Raw genomic sequence first — 20,045 nt, forward strand, 5'->3', positions numbered from 1 at the left:
GGGGGCTCGGACGGACTGGAAATACTTGGTGTGCGTGCTATAATAAAACGATAAGTATTGTGTCTAAGACACTATTTTTCGCGGCCTTCCAGGCTTGTCGAAAGCATGCAGTGATGATGTCGGAATAGTAAGGTGTCGAGGTATTGAGAACGCGGTAGTGCCAGGCTGCTTGCAAGGCAGCCAGGAGACGTAGGCCCTGTAATAGGGCGGCAACAAACTTTATCAATTTCCATAAAGCTAGTCGTTGTGACATCGAAAGCGCCTGTGCCAACCAAGAATCCTGAAATCAACGTGGCTCCCACGCCCAGCATGCCCGCCAAGGCGGACAACGCGCAAGACAAGGCCGAAGCTCGCACGAGCACGACGCCCGTCAGCCAGACCACCGATGCGGCCACCCTGGCCGCCATTGACACGTCCGGTTACGTGCTGCCGTCCATCAAGGTGCCGGGCCGGCGCGGTCGCAAGCCGAAAGAATTCCAGCCTGAAAACGACGAAGTGGCGGCCCTCAACGCGGTCGAGCGCGCCGAACTGAAGGCGGTCGACAAGGCCAAGGCCAAGGACCGCAAGGCGAAGGAAAAAGCCCTGCTCAAAGATGCGTTCTCGTCCGACACCGAGGCCTCCGAAGAAGAGCTGGAAAAGCGCCGCAACAAGCTCAAGACCCTCATCAAGCTGGGCAAGGAGCGCGGTTTCCTCACCTACGCCGAGATCAACGATCACCTGCCCGAAAACATTGTCGATCCAGAAGCCATCGAAGGCATCATCGGCACCTTCAACGACATGGGCATCGCCGTCTACGAGCACGCGCCGGACGCCGAGTCGCTGCTGCTGACGGACAACGTCGCCACCGTCACCAGCGACGACGAAGCCGAGGCGGCTGCCGAAGCGGCGCTGTCGACGGTGGACTCCGACTTCGGCCGCACCACCGACCCCGTGCGCATGTACATGCGCGAGATGGGCTCGGTCGAGCTGCTCACGCGCGAAGGCGAAATTGAAATCGCCAAGCGCATCGAAGACGGCCTGAAGGACATGATCCAGGCCATTTCCGCCTGCCCCGTGACGATCGCCGAGATCATCTCGGCCGCCATCCGCATCCGCAACGACGAAACCAAGATCGACGAAATCGTCGACGGCATGGTCGAGGAAGACCCTGCCGTGGCGCCACCGCCACCGCCGCCGTCGGCCGCCTCGGACGATGACGAGGACGAGGAAGAAGCGGACGAGGAAGAGGGCGAGGAAGAAGAAGAGAACAACGCCTCCGGCGCCGCCGGCTTCTCCGCCGAGCAGCTCGAGGCCCTGAAAAACCAGGCGCTGGACAAGTTCGACATCATCTCGGTGCAGTTCGACAAGATGCGCAAGGCCTTCGAGAAAGACGGCTACAACTCGAAAGCCTACGTCAAGGCGCAGGAAGTCATTTCCAACGAGCTGCTGGGCATCCGTTTCACGGCCAAGGTGGTGGAAAAGCTGTGCGACACCCTGCGCGGCCAGGTCGACGAAGTGCGCCACATCGAAAAGCAGATTCTCGACGTGGCCGTGAACAAGTGCGGCATGCCGCGCGCCCACTTCATCAAGGTATTCCCTGGCAACGAAACCAACCTGGAATGGGTCGACGGCGAAGTCAACGCAGGCCACGCCTACAGCGCCATCCTGGGCCGCAACATCCCCACCATCAAGGAACTGCAGCAGCGCCTGATCGACCTGCAGGCGCGCGTGGTGCTGCCGCTGCCGGACCTGCGCAACATCAACCGCCAGATGGCCGCGGGCGAAATGAAGGCGCGCAAAGCCAAGCGGGAAATGACCGAGGCCAACTTGCGTCTGGTCATTTCGATCGCCAAGAAATACACGAATCGCGGCTTGCAGTTCCTCGACCTGATCCAGGAAGGCAATATCGGCCTGATGAAAGCGGTCGACAAGTTCGAGTACCGTCGCGGCTATAAATTTTCCACCTATGCGACCTGGTGGATCCGCCAGGCCATCACCCGTTCGATCGCCGACCAGGCGCGCACGATCCGCATTCCCGTGCACATGATCGAGACGATCAACAAGATGAACCGGATCTCCCGGCAAATCTTGCAAGAAACGGGCGCGGAGCCCGACCCGGCGACCTTGGCGGTCAAGATGGAAATGCCGGAAGACAAAATCCGCAAGATCATGAAGATCGCCAAGGAGCCGATCTCGATGGAAACGCCGATCGGCGACGACGACGATTCGCACCTGGGCGATTTCATTGAGGACAACAACACGCTGGCGCCGTCGGATGCGGCCTTGCACGCGTCGATGCGCGGTGTCGTCAAGGATGTGCTCGATTCGCTGACCCCGCGCGAAGCGAAGGTCTTGCGCATGCGTTTTGGCATCGAAATGTCGACTGACCACACGCTCGAAGAGGTGGGCAAGCAGTTCGACGTCACGCGCGAGCGTATTCGCCAGATTGAAGCGAAGGCGCTGCGCAAGCTGCGTCACCCTTCCCGCTCCGACAAGCTGAAGTCCTTTTTAGAAGGCAACTAAAGCTTGACGACCGAGCGGCGCGCCACGTATCCTCTCGCCACTTCGTTCCGGGCCCAGTCCCGGACGGTGGGGAGAGGCAAGGCACTTCGCGCCGCTCCCGCCGCACCGACTTCGGGCCTCTAGCTCATGCTTGGTTAGAGCAGCGGACTCATAATCCGTTGGTGCCGTGTTCGACTCACGGGAGGCCCACCAGTACAATCAAGGACTTGGCCCGGCCATCATTGCTGGGCGCTTACTTGCATGCAACGCGCCCTGGCGCGGGGCCCGCGACGGATGCCGGTACGGCAGTCCGTTTTACTCAACGACATTGACAAGCGCTGGCCAGCCGTTTGTCTTGAACAGCAATTGCTGAAAATCAAGATACGATCACAGTAGTCCAGCGACCATCTGAGCTCCCTTTTGCCTGTCAACGGAGAGCATATGCCGCACGTATATTCAGCTGCTCGGCAACTACAACATCACGATAAAATCGGCGACAAAGAATGTGTTACGCTCGTCAAGCATTTCACCGATGCGGGGCCGGCACAATTTTGGCGTGAAGGCGAACCTGTCATCGGCACTAAAAATCTGGTTCCCGGCACAGCGATTGCCACTTTTGTAGACGGAAAGTGGCCGCGAAAAAACCGGGGGAATCATTCCGGGTTTTACCTGGGCCAGGTATCGAATGGGATATACATCATGGACCAGTGGCCGGACGACCAGAGCCCAAGATCTCGATGAGATTTCTTTACCGTCTCGGCAAGGACAACAGCGGGAAATACATCGACCCGCCCCAGAATGCTGACGCCTTTTCCGTAGTCAAATAGAGATGAGACCACGGCCATTCGCGGCATCGTTGTTTGCAGCCCTGTACGCGCCCGTCGCGCTTGCGGTAGACATCGTTTGCCCGCCCGAGTTGGCTGCTGCATCGCTCCAGATAGCCACACCGCCGGCGGGCTGGACAGCGCGCGTTTCCTCGCCACTGGCCCTTCACGCCGCAGGGCCAACGGCAGGGCCGCCCGAGCGCCTCGGGCAGATGGTCGGCAAAATCACCCGCAAGAGCCACACTGAATCGACGGTAGAGTACGTGGCACTCGATGCGCCGTATCCCGAGGGGGTGTGGTTTACGTGTGACTATGGCGAGAGCAATCAATTCACGCTGGCGAGAAAACTGGAGCCGGGAATCAAAACCTGCGTTGTCCGCTACAAAACCATCCCGGGAAGCAGCCGACACTCGGTCGAGGTCATGTGCAAATAATTAAAAAATAGATGAATTTCGACCCCGACATCACGCCATCACAGCGTGTATGCCGGCCAGTGCCACCCTGCCGGAATAGCGCTAACGCTGCAGCAACTGCGGCGCCCCGTCACTGAGGCGGAAGGCGCCCACTACCCTGAGCAGTTCGTGCGCCTGGTCCTGCATGCTTTGCGCGGCGGCGGCCGATTCCTCGACGAGGGCGGCATTGCGCTGGGTTAGCTCATCCATTTCAGTGATGGCAATGTTGACTTCCTCGATGCCCTTGCTCTGGCGCTGGCTGGCGGCCGTGATGTCGTTCATGATCTCCGTCACCTGCCTGACCGAGGCGACAATATCGCCCATGGTGCGCCCGGCGCTGTCGGCCAGTTGGCTGCCCGTTTCGATCCTGGCCACGGAATCCTCGATCAGCCGCTTGATTTCCCGCGCCGCCGTGGCCGAGCGCTGGGCCAGGCCGCGCACTTCGGTGGCGACCACGGCGAAGCCGCGACCCTGCTCGCCCGCGCGCGCCGCTTCCACGGCCGCGTTCAAGGCCAGGATATTGGTCTGGAACGCGATGCCGTCGATGACGCCGATGATGTCGACGATGCGCCCCGAGCTGGCCTTGATCGAGCCCATCGTCTCGACCACCTGGCCGACCACGCGGCCGCCTTCCAGCGCCACGCCCGAGGTTGACAGCACCATCTCGTTGGCCTGGCGCGCATGGTCGGCATTTTCACGCACGGTATCGGTCAGCTGGTGCATCGATGTCGCCGTTTCCTGCAGCGACTGGGCTTGCGATTCCGTGCGCGCCGACAGGTCGGCATTGCCCAGCGCGATCTCGCCCGCCTCCACCGTGATGGTGGCGCCGGCCTGCTTGATGTCGCCCAGCAGGGTATTCCAGTTTTGCACGACCGTCACCAGCGCGCGCGACAGCTTGCCCACTTCGTCGTCGCTGTCGGCCTCAATGCGCATGGTCAGGTCGCCGGCGGCCAAGGACTCGGCCGCGCGGCAGGCGTCGTCGATGGGCCGCACCACGGCACGCGCCACCCAGGCGGCGATCGCCGCCAGCACGGCAAAGCCGATGGCCATCGTGCCCAGCGAGAACCAGGCGGCGCGCTGGCCCGCGTTCCTGGTCTCTTGCAATGCATCGCCCGTGCGCTTGTCAAGGTTGAGCAAGACCTGATCGAGCTGCTTACGCACCACCTGGTAGTGCGTGGTCGCGCTCTGCATGGCCGCCACGCCCGTGTTCGGGTCCATCGACGCCAGATCGAGCGCCTGCGCGACACTGGCCCGGTAACGTTCGACGGCGGGCAGCGCTTGCGCCGCTTCGGCGGCGGCGCCGGCATAGCTTTTCAGCTCCGTCAATCCTTGGGCAATGGTGTTGAGCTGGAGATCGGTTTGCTTGCCGAACTCCTTGAATTGGTCATCGGTAAGACTGGCCGCGATGGCGATCTTGGCATACACCCCCGCATGCACCTGTCCCAGGGCGATCGCTTGCCGGTTGGCCAGCTGTTCCGCCGTCAGCGTGACATGTTTTAATTCGTGCATGCGCCGCTCGTTCTGCTGCATGGCGACATAGGACATCGCTCCCATGGCCAGCAGGCAAACCAGCGCCACCACCGGGACGATCAACATTTTGTGTGCAATTTTCACAGGAGATCCCTATGCTTAAAAGAGCGGTGCGTGTCCCGGCAAGGGCGGCGCGGTGGGTCGCTACAAGTAGATGCCGCCGCAGACGACGGTCTCGTTCAGTTTTTCGCAGTACATCGCCTTCGGTTCGATCTTCTTGCTTTCGGGATTCGTGAATTTGTATTCCTGCCAGAAGGTGCTTTTGCTCTTGGCCATGTCAACGCGCTCCTTGACGAAGGCCTTGCCATCGATATCTTTCAGTTCGATCAAATTCTTGCCCACCATCTTGGCGTTGGCGCCATGCGCGGCGACGGAGCCGTCGAGCTTGTAGACCACCAGGTACAGGTCATGCAGGATGAATTGCGGCGCCTTGGCGGTGATGTCGGCATAGGCCTTGGCGTCGCCTGCGCTCTTGATGTAGGCCACGCCTTTCTTGACCATGGCTTCGGCATCGGCGCGCGTGGCGCCACCTTCGGCGGCGCTGCACACCTGCGGCAGCGCGCTGGCGCCAAGGATGAGCGAGAGGCAAAAAACAGGGGCGAACTTGGACATTGCAGTCTCCTTCGTTGTGCGAATTGGAAAGCCGACGCTGGCCGGCGCGATCAGGTGGCCCCTTTCGGAATACCCTTTATTCATAGTAGCGCGATGCCAGCGATAATGCACTCATGCAACAAAATGTTTTTTTGTATGAGGCGGTTTTTACAACGTCGCGTCCAGCCGGAGACGCCCGTCGCCGGTCCGACATGGATGGCTGCCTGGAGACCATGCCTGAATAACAAACTTGGCAAGCATCCCCCGCCGCGCGCATACTCTTGGGAAAGATGGCCCATTTATCAACGAATCAGGAAAACTATGGCTTTGCTATGCGTGATGTGCCGTGTTGTACCGGGCGCCGCCCTTGTGCTCGCGCTGTGCGGCCCCGCCGCGGCGCAAGGGTCCGGCCCGACGCCGGTGCTGGCGACGGCACGGGGCAGCTGTCCCGCGCCCATCTGGCCGAAAAAATCCTTGCGCAACGAGGAAACGGGCACGGTTGCCGTGGCGTTCCTGGTTGGACCGGACGGCAAGGTGCTGGAAAACAAGCTGGCGCGCTCGAGCGGGTATCCCCTGCTCGACGAGGCATCGCTGCAGAACAACCGCGACTGCCGCTTTGCCGTACCGCCAGCGGGCGAGCCGGCGCAATGGAAAACCATGGAGCTGGTCTGGACGCTCAAGGAGGCGCCAGCGGCGCCAGCCGGAGGCGCGGGCGCGCCGCCACCTGGCGCCTCGTATTTCCGCGATCTGGGCCGGGTGGTGACGCAGATCCGCGTGGTGGACTGGACGTTCGACATTTGCGCGAGCAAGCATCCGCACACCAGCGAGGCGAACGCGCTCGCGGTGCGCGACTGGAAAGCGCGCCACCAGGGCCTGATCGACGAGATGAATGGCGCCCTGCAAGCCCTGCCGGCTTAGAACCTATCCCGGTAGGTCGGAGTCGCTGCTTGCGCGCCTGGCAACCGATGGCGTCGTTGCTCGTCTTCGCATGGCTTGCCATGCGTCATCCTCGCGCCTTGCCCTCGGCTGCCATGCATCGCAATCCGCTTCCTCCTACCTACCGGGATAGGTTCTTATTGGGCCAGCCGCGACCCCGCCAGCGCGAAAGCGGGACCGGCACTGTGGCAGAGCCTGAACCGGCAACTCGATCAGGGCCGGGATTATCTGTCGCAACAATACCTGGTCCAGCTGGGGGCGGAAAAACTTGCCGCCGTCTGCGCAAATTACCCCACCGCCTTGGGCCGCGAGGCCTTCGATCTCGAACGTCGCTACCCCGCCGAAATTGCCTCGGTGCGGCGCGGACCCAGGTAGTGGGTGCGTCGCAGCGTGTCGATATGCTTTACATAACCAGGTGGCGCTCGCGCGGGCAGGTGCGCACCGCTCAGGCGGCCAGGGCGCGCCCTTTCCAGCTGGCGAACGGCTGCCAGCACGCCAGCCACGCCGCGATGGCCGGCGCCGCCATCGGGCGCGCAATCGCGTAGCCCTGGGCGATGTCGCAGCCCAGGTCGAGCAGGCGCTCGCCCACTTCGCAGCTTTCCACCCCTTCGGCGATGACCTCGCGCTCGAACGCGCCGGCCAGCGCGATGACGCTCTGGACGATGGCGCCGTCGTCGCGGTCCCCCAGCATGTCGCGCACAAAGCTCTGGTCGATCTTCAAGGTTTCGGCGGGCAGCCGGCGCAGGTAGGTGAGCGCCGAATAGCCAGTGCCGAAGTCGTCGATCGCAAAATGCACGCCCAGCGCCTGGCAGGCCTGCATCACGGCGGCCACCGCCTGCAGGTCGCGCAGGGCGCTCGTTTCGAGGATCTCCAGTTCCAGGTCGCCCGGCTCGACGTCCGGATAACGCTGCAACAGCACGCCCAGGCGGGCCGCAAAATCAGGCATCTGCAGGTGACTGGCGGCGATGTTGACGCTCACGGGCAGGCGCAGCCCCTCCGCGCGCCAGCGGGCCATCTGCGCCAGCGCCTGCACGATGACGAGCTCACCGAGCACCGTCTCGAGCGGATCGTCCTGCAGGTCGGACAGGAAGGCCGACGGCGCCAGCAGGCCCCGTTCGGGATGGCGCCAGCGCACCAGCGCTTCCATTCCCGTCACCGTGCCCAGCCGCATGTTCACCTTCGGCTGGTAATACAGCACCATTTCGTCCCGGTGCATGGCCAGCGCCAGGCGCGAGAGTGACTCATTGCGCAGTTCGATGCCGGCCTCGAGCGCCGGGTCGAAGCGGCAGATGCGGTTGCGGCCATCGCGCTTGGCGACAAACATGGCCTGGTCTGCATGCCGGATCAATTGATCGGCGTCGGCGCCGTCGGCGGGAAACACCGTCAGGCCAATGCTGGCCGACACCTGCAACACCGCGCTGCCAATGGTGACCGGCAGCGCGCAGGCGTGCAGGATGCGCTCGATCAGCTGGTCCGGGTAGCACGCCGCGCCCACGTCCTGCAGCACCACGACGAATTCGTCGCCGCCCATGCGCGCCAGCGTATCGGTGTCGCGGATCGCCGCGAGCATATTCTGCGCCACCGCCACCAGCATCTGGTCGCCCGTGTCGTGGCCGTGGTTGTCGTTGATCAGCTTGAACCCGTCGAGGTCCAGGTACAGCACCGCCACCGATTGGCCGTTGCGGTGCGCCAGCAACAGCGCCTGCTGCAAGCGGTCGCCCAGCAGGATGCGGTTGGCCAGCTTGGTGAGCGGATCGAAATGGAGCAGCCGCTCGAGCTCTTCCTGCTTGGTGCGCAGCGGCGTGATATCGGCCACCAGCGCCACGTAGTTGTGCACCTTGCCGGCGCCGTCGCAAATGGCGTTGATCGACAGCAGGGCGGCATACGCCTGGCCATCCTTGCGCCGGCTCCACGCTTCGCCCTGGCAGCTGCCGGTGGCCTGCAGCGCCGCCCACATCGCCGCGCGCACCTCGGGCCCCTGGCGCGACGAGCTGAACATCAGCGGCGACTGCCCCAGCAATTCGTCGCGCCGGTAGCCGGAGATGCGCAGGAAGGAGTCGTTCACTTCGACGATGAAGCCGAGCGCATCGGTGATCAGGATGCCCTCGTGGGTGCTGCTAAAAACCCTTGCCGTGAGCTGCAGGCGCGTCTCGTCCCGTTTTTTGCTGGTGATGTCGCGGGCGATCTTGGCGATCCCGGTGACCCGGCCGCGCGCGTCCCGAATCGGCGAGCTGCTGATCGAGACGTCGACCAGCCGGCCATCCCTGGCGCGGCGCACCGTGTCGCGATGCTCGACCTTGCCGCCTTCGCGCAGCCGGAGCAGGATCTCGTCTTCGGCGGCGCGCCATTCGGCCGGCACCAGCACGTCGATGGACGTGCCGATCATCTCGTGCGCGCCATAGCCGAAAATGGCCTGCGCGGCGGCGTTCCAGCTGAGGATGGTGCCGTCGAGCGACTTGCTGATGATGGCGTCCTCGGACGAGGCGACGATCGCCTCGAACTGGCCGGCGGCGGCGGCCAGCGCCACCCGTTCAGAAATGTCGCGCGCGATCTTCGACACGCCCACGATGCGCCCGGCGCCATCGCGGATCGGCGAGATCGTCACCGACACGGCCAGCAGGTGGCCTAGCCGGTGCCGGCGCACGGTCTCGAAGTGATCGACCTTTTCCCCCGCCAGTATCCGGGTCAGTATCAGCGCCTCTTCCTCGCGCCGGTCGGGCGGAAACAGGGCCTGCATCGAACGCCCCACCATGTCGAGCGCACTGTAACCGAACAATGCCACGGCGCCCACATTCCAGCTCGTCACGCGGCCCGCCATGTCCTTGCTGATGATGGCGTCGTCGGAGTTTTCGATGAGTGCCTTGAAATGCTGTTCGATATGGCTGCTGCCATGCCGCGCGAGAGGCTCGCTGGCGGCGGACGACGGGCCCGGTCGGCTGTACTCTGGCATGGACAATTCTCTCTAAAATTAATTAAATTGCAATATTACGAACGAACCAGTATGCGCTCAATTTACAATTGCGGGTTATTTGTCACGGCGGCGTGACTTTATCGTCGCTTACTGGCCCGGCGCGCCAAGTTGTTGGACGATATGGCGTGCGATCGCGCCCAGCGCGACGCTCCTGTCGACGGCGCCGCGCAGCACCGCTTCCTTCGGCATGCCATAGACGACGCAGCTCTCTTCATCCTGCGCCAGCGTGCTCGCGCCCGCCGTGCGCATTTCCAGCAGGCCGGCGGCGCCATCGTTGCCCATGCCCGTCATGATGATGCCCAGCGCGTTGGCGCCCGCATGCCGGGCGACCGAACGAAACAGCACGTCGACGGACGGGCGATGCCGGTTGACCAGGGGACCGTCGATGACGTCCACGTGATACTGCGCGCCGTTGCGTCGCAACAGCATGTGCTTGCCGCCGGGGGCGATCAGCGCCAGCCCCGGCATGACCCGGTCGCCGTGGCGCGCCTCCCTGACGTTGATCTGGCACAGGCTGTTCAGGCGCAAGGCGAACGCTTCGGTGAATTTTTCCGGCATGTGTTGCACGATCAGGATGCCGGGCGTCACCCGCGGCAGCGCCTTGAGCACCACTTCGAGCGCCTGCGTGCCGCCGGTCGAGGTGCCGATCGCCACCACGCGCTCGGTGGTGCGGATCATGGCGCCGGCCGCACTGGCCGGGGCCAGGATCACGTCGGCCGTGTACTTCTCCGTGGCCACGAGCTGGCTGACCCTGGCCCGCGCCGCCGCCTTGACCGCACTGAGCAGCGCGTTGCTGCTGTCGTGCAAAAACTGCTTGAGTCCCAGTTGCGGCTTGGTGATGATGGCCACCGCGCCGGCGGCCAGCGCCTCGATGGAGGTGCGGGCGCCTTTCTCGGCCAGCGACGAGCAGATCACCACCGGGGTCGGCCGCTCGCTCATGATCTTGCGCAAGAACGTGATGCCGTCCATGCGCGGCATCTCGATATCGAGCACGATCACGTCCGGCCACTGCGCTTTCATGCGCACGCTTGCCAGCAACGGGTCGGCCACCGCGCACAGCACTTCGATGGCGGGATCGGCCTGCAGCAGCTCGCTGACCACCTGGCGTACCACGGCCGAGTCGTCGATCACCATGACCTTGATGCGGTTCATCTAGCGCTGCCGATGCCCGGCGGCGCCGGTGCTGTCGAGCTTGAAAAATGCCATGGTCGTCTGCAATTGCTCGGCCTGGCCGCTCATTTCCTCGGCGGTGGCGGCCAGCTCTTCGGAACTGGAGGCGTTCTGTTGGGTCGTCTGGCTCAGCTGGTTCACCGCCAGGCTGATCTGGCGCGCCCCGGACGACTGCTCGCTCGACGCCGCCGCGATCTCGCGCACCAGCGCGGATGTCTTGAGGATGCCCGGAAGCATTTCATTGAGCAGCACCCCGGCCTGCTCGGCCATCTGCACGCTACTGGCGGCCACTTCGCCGATTTCCTGCGCGGCAAGCTGGCTGCGCTCGGCCAGCTTGCGCACTTCGGCCGCCACCACCGCGAAGCCCTTGCCATGCTCGCCCGCGCGCGCCGCCTCGATGGCCGCGTTCAGGGCCAGCAGGTTGGTCTGGTAGGCGATGTCGTCGATGATGCCGATCTTGCGTGCAATGTCCTGCATGGCCGTGGCGGTGGCGCTGGCCGAATCGCGCCCGCCCGCCGCCTGGTCGGCCGCCTGGCCGGCCATGCCGTCCGTAACGGCCGCGTTTTGCGTTATATGCGCGATCGATGCCGTCATCTGCTCGACCGAGGCACTGGTTTGCTCCACCGCGGCGGCCTGTTCGGTCGACGCCTGCGACAGCGCCTGGGCGGTGGCGCTCACTTGCTCGGAGGCGCTGGCCAGGCCCTGCGTGCTGCGGTTCACTTCGGCAACGACGTGGGCCAGTCGTGCCACCATATTGCCCATCGCCCGCAGCATCTGGCCGGGCTCATCGTTGGCCGAGGCCGTGATGCGCATGGTCAGATCGCCCTCGGCCAGGCGGTTGGCCGCCTGCACGGCCAGGCGCAAGGGGCTGATGATCGAGCGGCCGATCACCACGGCAAGCGCGAGCGAGACGAACAGCGCCGCCAGCGCCGCCGCCAGCATCGCCCGCGCGGCGCTGGCAGCCTCGTCGACGCCGGCCTTGACGCTGGCCCTGGCATTGACGCTGTTGAGGTCGACGAGCTGGAGCAGCGCCGCCTCGGCCGTCCTGAACAGGGGACGCGACAAGCCGTATTGCTGGTGAAACGTGAGGAACAGTGCTTTCTGCGCCGCGCCGTCGCGGTTCTCCGTGAGCCGCTCAATGGTCGCGTGGAGTTGCTGATCGCTCGCTTTCCAGTCTGCCCAGGCGGCCTGGAACTGCTTCCACAGCAGCGCTTCCTGCGCCGTCTGCGGCAGCGCCGCGTAGAGTTGCCAGCCCTCGTCGATACTGTCCCACGCCTTCTTGCGCAACTGCTGGACGGTGGCAAACTGCTGGCGCGCGTCGGTGTCGTTTTCGGACATCGCCGTGAGCAGCGTGGCCGATTTGACCGCGGTCTGGCCTTCATTGACGGTCAGCAAACCCTGAATCGACGGCAAGTTGTTGCTACCGACGGCCTTCAGGGCCTCGCCGGTGGCGGCGATGCCCGCATAACCGGTGAGGCCGATGGCGGCAAGCGCGAGCAGCATGGTGCCGACCAGCAGCGCAAGCTTCCAGGTGATCGATAGGTTCTTGAACATGGTATGCGCTTCGCCTATGGGTGCTGGGAAAGTGCAGGGGCGGGTAGCGCCGCGCCGGCCTCGTTGATCTGCGTGAGCGCGCCGATGTCCATGTCCGACAAGACCTGCTCGACGTCGAGCAGGATGACGAACTTGCCATTGACCTTGCCCATGCCGGCGATGAAATCGGTGCGGATGCGGGCGCCGAACGCCGGCGCCGGTTCGATGTCGGCCGCCGCGATTTCCAGCACCGCGTTGACGGTATCGACGACGATGCCCATGTCCTGGCGCTCGCCCGGTTCACCCAGTTCGACGATCACGATGCAGGTGCGCTTGGTGACCTCGCTGGCGGGCTTGCCGAAGCGCGCCGCCAGGTCCATCACCGGCACCACCGCGCCGCGCAGGTTGATCACGCCGCGTATGCAGGCCGGCATCATCGGCACTGTCGTGACGCCCGCATACTCGATGATTTCCTTGATGTGCAAGATGCCCACGGCCAGCATCTCGCCGCCCAGCATGAAGGTCAGAAACTGCTGCTGCTCGACGGCGCCGGACAGCGCTACGTTGGTGCGCGCGCCCATCAGAATTTGACGAACTGGGATTCATCGAGCTCGCCGGCGGCGGCCAGCGTCAGCTTGGTGGCCGGCTTGAAGCGGCCCTTGCCGCGTGCGGGCGGCGCGGCGCGCGCCGCGCTGCGCTGGCCGCCGACGGCGTCCATGCCGTCGAGCCGGAAGAAGGCCATGGTTTGCTGCAATTGCTCGGCCTGGCTACTCATTTCCTCGGCGGTGGCGGCCAGCTGTTCCGAACTCGAGGCATTGTGCTGGGTGGTCTGGCTCAGCTGGATGACTGCCGAATTGATCTGCCCCACGCCGGAGGACTGCTCGGCCGAGGCGGCGGCGATTTCCTGCACCAGGTCGGACGTCTTGCGTATGCTCGGCACCATGTCCTGCAGCAGCTTGCCGGCCTTCTCGGCCAGCGTCACGCTGCTGCTGGCGACTTCGCCGATTTCCTGCGCCGCCACCTGGCTGCGCTCGGCCAGCTTGCGCACTTCGGCGGCGACGACCGCGAAGCCCTTGCCATGTTCACCGGCGCGCGCCGCTTCGATCGCCGCGTTCAGGGCCAGCAAATTGGTCTGGTAGGCGATGTCGTCGATGATGCCGATTTTGCGGGCAATCTGGCGCATCGCCGCCACCGTGGCATTGACCGATTCGCCGCCGTCGACCGCTTCCTGCGCCGCCTTGCTGGCCATGCCGTCGGTGACGCGGGCGTTGGCCGTGTTCTGGGCGATGGAGGCGGTCATTTCCTCGATCGATGCGCTGGTCTCCTCCACGCTGGCCGCCTGCTCGCTCGAGGCCTGCGACAGCGACTGCGAGGTGGCGCTCACTTCCTGGGCGGCGCTGGCGAGCGACTGGGCGCCGCTGTTGACGTCGGCGACGACCTGGCTGAGGCGGGCGATCATGGCCTGCATCGCCCGCAGCATCTGCCCCGTCTCGTCCCGGGCCTGCGAGCTGATCTTCACGTTCAGGTCGCCTTCGGAGAGGCGGACCGCCGCCTCCCGGGCCTGGTTCAGCGGGATCGTCACGCTGCGGCTGACGAGGATGCCAAGCAGCAGGCCGAGTGCCATCGCCGCGCCCATCGCGATGAGCATCGCCCGGCGGCTGTCGTGGTACAGGGCGGTGGCGACATCGAATTTTTCCTTGGCGCGCACTTCCTTCATTGCCGCCAGTTCGCTCATCAGCTCGTCGAGCCGGTCGGCTTTCTGCCGTTCCGCGTTCATGGCCTTTTCCAGTTCGTCGCTGAGCGTCGCCAGTTTTTCGCGCGAGGCCAGGTTGAGCACCGCCTGCAGATCCTTGTCATACGCCTCCCACTGCTTGTCGATGGTGTCGAGCAGTTCCTTCGCCTTGGGCAGCTTGAACAGGGGCCGGGTCTTGACCAGGTTGTCTTTCATCGCCGCGACGCTCTTGCGCAGGAAGCTCAGGCGCTGCTCGCGCTCTTCGGGCGTGATCGCCAGCAGGTAGTTGGCGCGGGCGCGGCCGACATAAATCAGGTTGATGTTGGCCTCTTTGATGTACGACATCGCCATCAGGTCGTCCGTGTAGATGGACTCGGCCGCCTCGTTGATCTTGCCCGAGTTGGCAATGCCGATCGCGCCCACAACCAGGCTCAAGGTTGCTACCAGCAGGAAGCCGGCGATCAGCCGGACCGAAATTTTGATGTTACTGAACATGGTGCTACTCCTGAGTGAAACACGGGTAAGGCGACGTCCCGGACGATGCTGGCCCGGGCGGGAAGGAGACGGTGGTGGTCAGCGCTGCATGGCTGCGCTCCTGCTGTAGACGGACGGCGTCAGCGGCTGCACCAGCTCGCTCACGCCGTGCAGGCTCTCCGCGTGGCCGATGACGAAGCGGCCCGCGGGCTTGAGCAGGGAGATGACCCGTGCCACCACCTGCTGCTTGGTGCTGGTGTCGAAATAGATCATCACGTTGCGCAGGAAGATCAGGTCGAAGGTGCCCAACTGGGGCAGCGGCACGTTCAGGTTCACTTGCAGGAAGCGCACCCGCTGGCGCAGGCCGCGGTCGATCAGCAGCGTGCCCTGCTGCAGGCCGGTCCCCTTCAGGCAAAAGCGCTTCAGGTAGGCCGGTGGAATGTGGGTGGTGCGCTCGAGCGCGTAGTGGCCAAGGCGGGCGCGTTCGAGCACGCGCGTGCTGATGTCCGAACCGATCACCTCCCACGGCGCGTCGCCGAGGCAGTCGGCCAGCACCATGGCGATGCTGTAGGCCTCCTCGCCGCTCGAACTGGCGGCGCTCCACACGCGCAGCGGCTGGCCGCGCCGATGGACCTGGTCGACGTACTGGCGCAGCATGTCGAAGTGCTTCGGCTCGCGGAAAAAATAGGTCTCGTTGGTGGTGAGCAGATCGATCGCGGCCTGCACTTCGGCGCCCGCCGTGCCGCTGGCCAGCAGGCTGAAATAATCGCCGTAGCTGTGCAGCTGGCACTGCTGCAGGCGCTTGGCCAGGCGGCCGCTGACGAGCGCCTTCTTGGCGGCCGACAGGCTGATGCCGGCCGCTTCGTGGATGAAGCGCTGGAACTGGGCGAACTCGCGGTCGCTGATGTCGATGGTATGGGGCATGGCGACTGTTTATGGTGGGCTGCTGGCTGCTCGCAGCGCATGCACCTGCTTGCTGGCGATGGCCGCAAACAAGGCAGGGACATCGACGATCAGCGCCACGTCGCCGCTGCCGAGGATGGTCGAGCCGCTGATGCAGGCGACCTGGTTGAACAGTTTCGCCAGCGGCTTGATGACGGCCTGGAATTCGCCGAGCAGGGTATCGACGACGATGCCGCAGCGCTGCGAGGCGTACTTGATGACGACGATGCTCTCGCGCCGCACCGCGCCGGCGTCGACCCCGAACAGCTCGCGCAGGCGAATGAAGGGCAGGACCTGGCCGCGCAGATTGGTGTAGTCGTGGCCCGGCTCGCACGAGAACTCGACGCATTCTTCGATCATGTCGAGCGGGATCACGAACACCGACTTGCCGACCCCGACCTGGAAGCCGTCGATGATCGCCAGCGTCAGCGGCAAGCGCACGGTGACCGTGGTGCCGTGGCCCGCTTCGCTATGGACGCCGACGCTGCCGCGCAGCGCGCTGATGTTGCGCTTGACGACATCCATGCCGACCCCGCGGCCGGACAGATTGGTGATCTGCTCGGCCGTCGAAAAGCCCGGCTCGAAAATGAGCGCGTAGATGTCGCTGTCGCTCATGACCCGGCCCGCTTCGACCAGGCCCCGTTCGATCGCCTTCTCGAGGATCCTGTCACGCTTGAGGCCACCGCCATCGTCGCTGACGGTGATCACGATGCTGCCCGAATCATGGTACGCGTCGAGCCGGACGACGCCGGTGGTGGGCTTGCCGCCGGCCGCGCGCACGGCGGCCGACTCGATGCCATGGTCCATCGCATTGCGCAGCAGGTGGGTGAGGGGATCGGCGATGCGCTCGACCACGGTTTTATCGAGTTCGGTATCGACACCGCTCACCTGCAGCACGATGTCCTTGCCGATCTCGCGCGAGACGTCATGGACGACGCGCTGGAAGCGGTTGAAGGTGGCGCCGATCTTGACCATGCGCAGTTGCAGCGCGCTGTCGCGCACCGTCTCGACCAGGGTGGCCAGGGTCGAGGCGCAGTCGTGCAGTTCGGCGATCTGGGCCCGGCGCGCGATCAGGTTGGCCGAGGCGCTCACGATGATCAGTTCGCCCACCAGGTTGATCAAATGGTCCAGCTTGTCGGCATCGACCCGGATCGAGCGGTTTTCCTGGGCCTTCGGGGGCGTGCCAGGTGGCGTCCTGCCCGGCGCGGTTTCCACCGTATCGACCAGCGCGGCCACCTCGGGCAGCGCTGGCGGCGCCACTGCGTCAGCGAGCTGCTGCGCCGTCAGCGCGCCGCTGCGCACCAGCAGCGCACCGATGGGCGCGGCGTGGGCGCTGTGGGCCTGCAGCAGGTGGCGGTAGTCGGCCACGCTGCTCGTCGGCGCCAGGATGCGCAAGGTGCAGTCGTCGCGCACGAACTCGAACACCGCTTCGATGGTGGACAGGTCGGCGCTGCTGCGAAAGGCGATGTGGTAAGCCAGGTAGCAGCATTCGGGGTCCATGTCCGCCGCCGGCGGCAGGGCGTCGGCCAGGGTGGCGATGCCGACGATCTCGCCCAGCGTGCCCAGGTAGCCGATGAAGGAGAGCGGGTCCATGCCGTTCTTGAGCACATCGGGGCCGAAGCGCACGGCAATGTGCCAGCTGGCCTGGGCGCTGGTGTCGGTGTCGGCGTCGGCCGGGGCCAGCGGCGCCGGCGCCAGGTAGGCGCGCAAGGCCTCGACCAGCGGCGCGCCGGCGCGGGTGGTGGCGTCGTCGGCGCCCAGCTGGCCGTCGGCCACCAGCGCCACCATGACGCCGATATGGTCGCCGCAGGAGAGCAGCAGCGCCACCAGCTGGTCGGCGATGACGAGCTTGCCGCAGCGCGCTTCATCGAGCACGCTTTCCAGCACGTGCGTGAAGCTGACCACGTGATCGAGGCCGAACAGGCCGGCCGAGCCCTTGATGGTGTGGGCGGCCCGAAAGATGGCATTGACCAGTTCGGTCTTGTCGGACGCCTGCTCGACTTCGAGCAGCGCGTGTTCCATCTCTTCGAGTAATTCCCGGCATTCGATCAGGAAGGTTTGCAGTGCGGCGGCCAGATTCATGGCATCGCCCCGGGCAGGGCGGCGGCGCCGTGGCGGTGGGCGAAGCTGTCAGCCAGGCCCAGCAGATCGAGCAGATCCTGGACCGGCGCGCTGGACGCCAGCACGCACACATCGCCGCCAAGGCCGCGGGCGGTTTGCCTGGCCAGCAGCAGCAACTGCACGCCGGCCGTGTCGAGCTCGCTGACGGCCGACAGGTCCAGTTCGACCAGGGTGCCGGCCGCCAGCGGCGCCAGCAGCGTCTCCTTGAGTTCGGCGGCGCGATAAATGCTCATCTCGCCGTCCAGGCGCACGCGCTGGGGCTTCATGGCATGCACAGCTTTTGTACCGCGCCCAGCAACTGCTCGACCTTGAAAGGCTTGACCATCCACGCCCGGGCGCCGGCGGCCTGGCCTTCCCGCTTGCGCGCATCGTCCGATTCCGTGGTTAGCATCATGATGGGCGTAAATTTGTAGTTCTGCATTTGCTTTACTTCCTTCACAAAGCTGATGCCATCCATGACGGGCATGTTGACGTCGCTGATGATCAGGTGCACCTTTTGTCCCGCCAGTTTGGACAGCGCATCCTTGCCGTCGCGCCCTTCGATCACCGTGTAGCCGGCACTCTTGAGCGCAATGCCGATCACTTGCCGCATCGATGCGGAATCGTCGACTACCAGGATCGTTTTTGTCATGTTCATACCTCAGGATTAATAGTGGCGGGGCCAATGGCGGATATCGTCGCGGCGCCGCTGTGCACGGCATGCTGGTCGGACATCACGTAGGTTTTCTTCAGTTTTCCCAGCAGCGCCGGCACATCGAGCGCCTCGAGTTCGCCGGCGCCGGCGAAGCGCTCGCATGCCGCGTCGAGGTGGGGCGGGAACTGCAGAATGTTGTTCGTCACCTGGCTCAGGATCTGGTTGACGCGGTCCTGGAATTGCAGCTGCACCAGCGCCTCGCCCACTTGCTGCTTGATGCCGATGCTCTCTTGCTTGAGCACGTCGGTCGAGGTCAGCAAGCCATCGGCGACGCCCTTGAACCCGGTCAGCACGGCGCCAATCACGGTCACGGTGGTGTGCAGGGAGCGATTCTGCTCATCCACGGAGAGCTGGGCCGCCTGGCAGGTCGTGCCGATGGCCTCGCTGATCACGCGCACTTTCTCGGCCATGCGCGTGCCGGTTTCGCCCGACTGGTTCGACAGGTGCCTGAATTCCTTGGCGAGGACGGCAAAGCCGCTGCCCTGCGCCCCGGCGCGCGCCGCTTCGATGGCCGCGTTCAAGGCGAGCAAATTCGATTGCGCAGCAATACTTGCAACCGCTTCCGACATGTCCCGCAACTCGGTGGTGAAGGCGTTGAGGTCCTCTACCTTGCCCAGCATGGTCGTCATGCTGTGCATGGCCGAGGACTGCTGCGCCAGCACGGCCGACAACTGCTGCGCGCTGTGCGCCAACACGGCCACCATGCCGCCGTCGTCGCCGTCGCCGCTTGCGCTGGCCTGGCTCGATACGTGCAGCGCCTGCTCGAGGCGGTCGACGATGGCGGCAAAGCGCATCGCCAGCGACTCGACCGCGCCGTCCATCTGCGCACGCGCCGTCTCGATGTGGCCGGCCCACACGGGCACCACGGCGCGGCCGAAATCCCGCTGCGCCGCCAGGTAGCCGCTCAGCACCTGTTGCCGGCGTCGCTGGGCGCCGGCACTGCGCATGGCCAGGACGGCCGCGGCCAGCGCGAATGCGCCGGCCAGCACGACCGCCTGCCAGCGCCCGTTGCCGGCCACGAGCACGGCGAACGTGCCGGCAACACCGAGTACGCCGAGGCGGATGCCGTCCGGGGAAATGCGGTCATAAGCTTTCAAGAAATTTCCTTCGGGACAATCAACGTCCCATTTCGTGTTATTGCAACATCAATATCTTGAGGCGACTTCCAGCGCTCGATTCTCGGCACATCGCTGGCCTGAGATCAAGGACGGGAGGGGGGAAGGTGAAAACCTGCGGGGGCTGTTCAGGCGCCGGATGCCAGGCTGCGGTCTCAAATAGGCGCGACGTGCGCGCCTTGCTGCATCGGGTGGCCACAGAGGAAAAATACTGCGGGAAGAGCTAATTACAATAGGCTATACAGAAGTAACGTATATTTCTTTTAAGAATCATTTGATGCAATCTTACGTCACTCGGCGCGCTTTCTCCTACCAGTTTTTAACAATTGCTACCGATACGTTGTTTGTTCACACTGCACTGGCAAGGGCAAGTACCCCATTTTATGCATGCTAAATGTGTAATATCTTGGCTAAATAAAAAGTGGTAACTTGACCATTTGACATGGCGCTTTCATCGTTGGCTGTGGGGCGGCCGACTG

15 protein-coding genes, 1 tRNA gene and 1 pseudogene are annotated in these 20,045 nt (G+C 64.4%); 5 read left to right on the forward strand and 12 right to left on the reverse strand.

What is annotated here, in order from left to right:
- Positions 1–309: 309 nt before the first annotated feature.
- From rpoD to ACP7EY_RS09180, 4 genes and pseudogenes are all read left to right on the forward strand, one after another.
- Positions 310–2,502: an RNA polymerase sigma factor RpoD gene (gene rpoD, locus ACP7EY_RS09165; protein ID WP_426192984.1), complete on the forward strand. Its 2,193-nt coding sequence runs from the start codon at positions 310–312 to the stop codon at positions 2,500–2,502.
- A 113-nt stretch (positions 2,503–2,615) separates the two neighbouring features.
- Positions 2,616–2,694: transfer RNA gene (locus ACP7EY_RS09170), tRNA-Ile, on the forward strand.
- A gap of 228 nt (positions 2,695–2,922) precedes the next feature.
- A pseudogene (locus ACP7EY_RS09175) lies at positions 2,923–3,308 on the forward strand (BPSL0067 family protein).
- Between the two features lie 29 nt (positions 3,309–3,337).
- Positions 3,338–3,739 carry an STY0301 family protein gene (locus tag ACP7EY_RS09180; protein WP_426192667.1) on the forward strand — a complete coding sequence of 134 codons (402 nt, stop codon included), beginning with the start codon at positions 3,338–3,340 and terminating at the stop codon, positions 3,737–3,739.
- An 81-nt stretch (positions 3,740–3,820) separates the two neighbouring features.
- On the opposite strand, the gene ACP7EY_RS09185 is transcribed toward ACP7EY_RS09180, so the two are convergent.
- The gene (locus tag ACP7EY_RS09185) at positions 3,821–5,353 is read right to left on the reverse strand and encodes a methyl-accepting chemotaxis protein (protein ID WP_426192669.1); all 1,533 of its coding nucleotides are present in this window, start codon (positions 5,351–5,353) and stop codon (positions 3,821–3,823) included.
- A gap of 78 nt (positions 5,354–5,431) precedes the next feature.
- Positions 5,432–5,899 (reverse strand): cache domain-containing protein, encoded by a 468-nt coding sequence (locus ACP7EY_RS09190; protein WP_426192671.1) that lies wholly within the window; start codon positions 5,897–5,899, stop codon positions 5,432–5,434.
- A 300-nt stretch (positions 5,900–6,199) separates the two neighbouring features.
- On the opposite strand from ACP7EY_RS09190, the gene ACP7EY_RS09195 reads away from it, so the two are divergent.
- The gene (locus ACP7EY_RS09195; RefSeq protein WP_426192673.1) at positions 6,200–6,796 is read left to right on the forward strand and encodes an energy transducer TonB; all 597 of its coding nucleotides are present in this window, start codon (positions 6,200–6,202) and stop codon (positions 6,794–6,796) included.
- 463 nt (positions 6,797–7,259) lie between these two features.
- Here ACP7EY_RS09195 and ACP7EY_RS09200 read toward each other — a convergent pair whose 3' ends face one another.
- From ACP7EY_RS09200 to ACP7EY_RS09245, 10 genes are all read right to left on the reverse strand, one after another.
- Positions 7,260–9,764, reverse strand: a complete 2,505-nt coding sequence (locus tag ACP7EY_RS09200) for a sensor domain-containing protein (RefSeq protein WP_426192675.1) — start codon at positions 9,762–9,764, stop codon at positions 7,260–7,262.
- A 108-nt stretch (positions 9,765–9,872) separates the two neighbouring features.
- On the reverse strand, positions 9,873–10,937 hold the full coding sequence (locus tag ACP7EY_RS09205; RefSeq protein WP_426192677.1) for a protein-glutamate methylesterase/protein-glutamine glutaminase: 1,065 nt from the start codon (positions 10,935–10,937) through the stop codon (positions 9,873–9,875).
- On the reverse strand, positions 10,938–12,509 hold the full coding sequence (locus ACP7EY_RS09210) for a methyl-accepting chemotaxis protein (protein WP_426192679.1): 1,572 nt from the start codon (positions 12,507–12,509) through the stop codon (positions 10,938–10,940).
- A 14-nt stretch (positions 12,510–12,523) separates the two neighbouring features.
- Positions 12,524–13,069, reverse strand: coding sequence for a chemotaxis protein CheW (locus ACP7EY_RS09215; protein ID WP_426192681.1), 546 nt, complete (start codon positions 13,067–13,069; stop codon positions 12,524–12,526).
- Complete coding sequence (locus tag ACP7EY_RS09220; protein WP_426192683.1) at positions 13,069–14,715, reverse strand: methyl-accepting chemotaxis protein; 1,647 nt, start codon at positions 14,713–14,715, stop codon at positions 13,069–13,071. The genes ACP7EY_RS09215 and ACP7EY_RS09220 overlap by 1 nt, the downstream gene beginning before the upstream one ends.
- Positions 14,716–14,793: 78 nt before the next feature.
- Positions 14,794–15,618 (reverse strand): CheR family methyltransferase, encoded by an 825-nt coding sequence (locus ACP7EY_RS09225; RefSeq protein ID WP_426192685.1) that lies wholly within the window; start codon positions 15,616–15,618, stop codon positions 14,794–14,796.
- A 9-nt stretch (positions 15,619–15,627) separates the two neighbouring features.
- Positions 15,628–17,718, reverse strand: coding sequence for a chemotaxis protein CheA (locus ACP7EY_RS09230; RefSeq protein ID WP_426192687.1), 2,091 nt, complete (start codon positions 17,716–17,718; stop codon positions 15,628–15,630).
- A complete protein-coding gene (locus ACP7EY_RS09235) occupies positions 17,715–18,023 on the reverse strand; it encodes an STAS domain-containing protein (protein ID WP_426192689.1) in 309 nt (102 codons plus the stop codon). The genes ACP7EY_RS09230 and ACP7EY_RS09235 overlap by 4 nt, the downstream gene beginning before the upstream one ends.
- Positions 18,020–18,388: a response regulator gene (locus ACP7EY_RS09240; RefSeq protein ID WP_426192691.1), complete on the reverse strand. Its 369-nt coding sequence runs from the start codon at positions 18,386–18,388 to the stop codon at positions 18,020–18,022. The genes ACP7EY_RS09235 and ACP7EY_RS09240 overlap by 4 nt, the downstream gene beginning before the upstream one ends.
- Positions 18,389–18,390: 2 nt before the next feature.
- Complete coding sequence (locus ACP7EY_RS09245; RefSeq protein ID WP_426192693.1) at positions 18,391–19,548, reverse strand: methyl-accepting chemotaxis protein; 1,158 nt, start codon at positions 19,546–19,548, stop codon at positions 18,391–18,393.
- Positions 19,549–20,045: the final 497 nt, after the last annotated feature.

This window comes from Massilia sp. DWR3-1-1 (assembly GCF_049898325.1).
In the GTDB taxonomy this organism is placed as follows: domain Bacteria; phylum Pseudomonadota; class Gammaproteobacteria; order Burkholderiales; family Burkholderiaceae_D; genus JAFCUW01.